This window comes from Arhodomonas sp. KWT, assembly GCF_010993615.1.
The window spans coordinates 1-3,983 of record NZ_WNXE01000198.1; the positions used below are offsets into that span (position 1 = coordinate 1).

A 3,983-nucleotide genomic window follows, 5' to 3' on the forward strand; every position below is an offset into this window, starting at 1 on the left:
CTGCGGCGGCTGTGGCGGCCGCGCATGGGCGAGAAGCTGCACAAGCTGGCCTCGGTGCTCGACGCCGGGGGCCCGGCCATGGTCTACGACGCCCTGATGTCGTACTGGCCGCGTGGGACGCTGCCGCTGCGGGATGCGGCCACACCGCCACCGTCCTGGCCGCCGGCGCGCCTCGAGGGGGCGCGGGCGCTGCTCGACGAGTGCATGCTCTGGGACGGGCTGCGCTATCTCCCCGACGACAACCTGGTGAAGGTGGACCGGGCGAGTATGGCGGTGGCCCTGGAGACGCGGGTGCCGCTGCTCGACCGCCGGGTGGTCGAGTATGCCTGGCACCTGCCGCTGTCCATGAAGGTCCGTGCCGGCCGGAGCAAGTGGATACTGCGCCGGTTGCTCGACCGCTATGTGCCGCCGGCGCTGATGGATCGACCCAAGTCCGGCTTCTCGGTACCGGTGGACGACTGGCTCCGCGGTCCGCTGCGCGACTGGGCCGACGCGCTGTTGGCGCCGGAGCGCCTGGCCGGCGAGGGCCTGCTGGACGCGGATGCGGTCTCGCGCCGATGGCGCGAGCACCTGGGCGGGCGCCGCAACCACGGCCTCGCGCTGTGGACGGTGCTCATGTTCGAGGCCTGGTACGAGGCGTTGCCGGCGGCGTTACCCGTGTCGGCTGCAACGACCTGGCAGGGTGGGGAGGCGATGGCCTGTGTCGAGCGGTGACCCGGGGGCGGTGACGCTGTCTTTCGTCATCCCCGCGCGCAACGAGGCGGTGATGATCGCCGCCACCATCGCGAGCATCCATCGCCACGCGGCGGACTGGCACCACGAGGTGATCGTGGTCGACGATGCCTCGGGCGACGATACCGCGGCCCTGGCCCGCGAGGCCGGCGCGGTGGTGGTGGCCGGTACCGGCGCGGGTATCGGTGCCAACCGTAATGCCGGTGCGGCGCTGGCCGGCGGCCGGGTCCTCGTGTTCCTGGACGCGGACGTGGAGCTCACGGCGGCGTGGCAGGCGCGGATGCCCGCGGTCTGCGTGGCGCTGGCGCAGACCCCACACCTGATTACCGGCTCGCACTGCGACATCCCTGACCGGGCTGGCTGGCTGGAGCGTTACTGGTTCGCCGCCTTCGCGCGCGAGCGCGGCTCACGCCACGTGGGCAGCGGTCACATGGTGATCAACACGGCGTTCTTTCGCGAGCTCGGCGGCTTCGATCCGTCCCTGGAGACCGGGGAGGACTACGAGCTCTGCGCCCGGGCACGCCGGCAGGGTGCGACGGTGATCAACGATATCGCCCTGCGGGTGGTCCACAAGGGCTTCCCCCGCGGGCTCGCCGCGTTCATCCGTCGAGAGGCCTGGCATGGCCGCGGTGATTTCCGCTCCTGGCATGCCCTGATTCACTCCCGGGTGGCCGTGCTCACGGTGGTCTTCCTCGTCGCGCATCTCGCCGGTCTCGCCGCGCTACTGGCCGGCTGGACCGGCGGGGCGCTTGCTGCGATGGCGGTGGTGGCCGCGGTGCTGGTGGCCTCGTCGATACGCAAGTACGCCGGCCAGCCACTGCGGGTGCTCGCGGTGAACGCGCTGGTCTTCTACTGCTACTACCTCGGTCGTGGCCTCGCCGCGATGCGGCGCCTCGACCCGCGTGGCGCCCGGCATGCCAGGTTGGCCCAGGGGGTGCGCGGATGAGCGGCGAAGCGGCGCGAATGGTCTCGCACAGCGCGATCTACGGGGCGGGCAATATCGCCCGCAAGATCGTGGCCTTCATTATGCTGCCGATCTATACCCGCTACCTTACCCCCGCCGACTACGGGGCGGTGGAGCTGTTTACGCTGCTGCTCAGCGTGGTCGAGGTGTTCTTCGGCATGCGCATGGGCCAAGCGCTGTTCCGCTACTACTTTGCTGCCGACGGCAAGACCGAGCGCGACGAGGTGGTGACCACGGTGCTGGCCGTCGGCGCCGGGGTGAGCGCGCTGGGGGCGATGGCGGTGGCGGGTTTCTCCGAGCCGCTGGCGCGAGTGCTCTTCGGCGAGGCGCTGTACGTCCACCTGATACCGCTGGTCGGGCTGCTGCTGGTCACCCAGGGGGTCGAGGACTTCGGCCTCAACTTCATACGCGCCCACCAGCGCCCCGGGCTGTTCCTCGCCCTGAGCCTGGGCAAGCTCGCGCTGCAGGTGTCGCTCAACCTCTACCTGGTGGTGTGGCTGGAGCTCCATGTCGCCGGCGTGGTGCTCGGCAATGTGCTCTCCTCCGGTGCCATCGCCCTGTTCGGCGTGGGCTACACCCTGCGCTACACCCGGTTGAGGCCCTCGCGCCGGCACCTGCGGGTGCTGCTCGCCTTCAGCTATCCGTTCTGGATCTCCGGGCTTTTTCAGATCTACATCAGCTTTGGCGACCGTTATTTCCTGCGGGTGTTCACGGACATGGCGCAGGTCGGCATCTACGCGCTGGCCTATCGCTTCGGCTTCCTGCTGGTGGAGTTCACCTGGGGGACGTTCGCGAACATCTGGGACACCCAGCGTTACCGTATCCTCGAACGCGGCGACGCCCGCGAGATCTACCAGATGACCTTCCAGTACTTCGCGCTGTTCACCATCCTCATGGGGCTGGGGATCGCCATGTTCGTCGGCGACGTCATCCACGTGATGGCTGCGCCGGCGTTCTGGCCCGCCGCCGACATCGCGCCGGTCCTGGTCCTCGCCTACATCCTCTACGTCTGGACGCTGTTCTCCAACTTCGGGCTGCTGCTCGCCGAGAAGACGCGCAAGCTCGCCATTGCCTCGGGGATCACGGCGGTGGTGATCAGCGTCGGCTACCTCGCGCTGATCCCGCTGCTGGGGGCCCTCGGTGCCGCGCTGGCAACGCTTATCGCCCTGAGCGTGGAGCTCACCTGGGTGCATGCCCAGGCCCGGCGGGAGTACGACATGGGCCTGCCCTGGGCCCGGGTGCTCTCGGCGCTGGCGTTGGCCGTCGTGCTCTACGCCATCGCCGAGGCGGGACCGACGGAGCTGGTGTGGTCGCTGCTGCTGCGGGGGGCCCTGGTCGGCGTGTTCCTGGTGGCGGTGCTGTTCTCACCCCTGCTGCCCGCGGAGCAGCGCGGCCTGGTGCGCTCGCTGATCCGCCGTCCCGCGCGCCTGCGGGGGGTCGCCGGATGAGCGCGTCGCTGCGCAGGGCCAGGCAGGCGGCGCGGGCCGGGGTGTGCGCTGCTGCCCGGGCGGCCGGGACGATCGGCTGGCGCCGCCGGGCGCCGTCGCTACTGGTGCTCACCTACCACCGTGTCCTGCCCCGGGACGATCCGCGCTGGGCGGACGAGCAGCCGGGGATGCTGGTCTCGCCGCAGACCCTGCGCATGCACCTGGCGGTGCTGGGGCGGCACTTCACGCCGGTGCACCTCGCCGACTGGCTCGATGCCCGTGCCCGTGGTGCGGCCATGCCCCGAAGGGCGTGCGCCATCACCTTTGACGATGGCTGGCGGGACAACTACGAGCACGCCTACCCGGTGCTGCGGGAGATGGGCTGGCCGGCGACGGTCTTCCTGGTCTCCGACCTCATCGGTACCGCCGAGGGCTTCTGGCCGGAGCGCCTGGCCGCCGTGCTGCGTCGGGCGGTGACGGCACCAGCGCGGGTCTGGACGGGGCCGGCCTTCGCGTGGCTCGGGGGACTGGATAACGCCGTAGCGGCCTACCGGGCGGTACCGGACGCCGACGCGCTGGACGGGATTATCGAGGCCGCCAAGGCGCTGCCGGACGCCGAGCTGCGTGAGCGGCTCGCGGCGATGGAGGCGGAGGTGGGCATCGGCGCCGACGAGCCGGCGCTGCTCGACTGGGTACAGGTGCGGGAGATGACCGCCGGCGGAACGGTGCAGCTCGGTGCCCACACCCGCACGCACATGCGACTGCGCCCGGATGTGCCGCCGACGGTGCTGGACGAGGAGATCGCCGGCGCGCGCCGGGTGATCGAGGCGGCGGCGGGCGTGGCGGCGCCGCTGTTCTGC

Annotated in this window: 4 protein-coding genes; all 4 read left to right on the plus strand. The window is 70.9% G+C overall.

The features are described from left to right. Positions 1–714 (plus strand): asparagine synthetase B (locus G7A99_RS16510; protein WP_205599884.1); only part of this gene is annotated, 714 nt, incomplete at its 5' end. Then, the gene (locus G7A99_RS16515) at positions 701–1,678 is read left to right on the plus strand and encodes a glycosyltransferase family 2 protein (protein ID WP_163142149.1); all 978 of its coding nucleotides are present in this window, start codon (positions 701–703) and stop codon (positions 1,676–1,678) included. The genes G7A99_RS16510 and G7A99_RS16515, both read left to right, overlap by 14 nt. Then, entirely contained in the window at positions 1,675–3,144 is a 1,470-nt protein-coding gene (locus G7A99_RS16520; RefSeq protein ID WP_163142152.1) for a lipopolysaccharide biosynthesis protein, read from the plus strand. The genes G7A99_RS16515 and G7A99_RS16520 overlap by 4 nt, the downstream gene beginning before the upstream one ends. Beyond that, on the plus strand, positions 3,141–3,983 hold an 843-nt coding region (locus G7A99_RS16525; protein ID WP_163142155.1), incomplete at its 3' end, for a polysaccharide deacetylase family protein. The genes G7A99_RS16520 and G7A99_RS16525, both read left to right, overlap by 4 nt.

What these genes read in the sequence shown, in the direction of transcription:
- G7A99_RS16520 (WP_163142152.1), top strand. Translation starts at nt 1,675, where the DNA reads ATGAGCGGCGAAGCGGCGCGAATGGTCTCGCACAGCGCGATCTACGGG.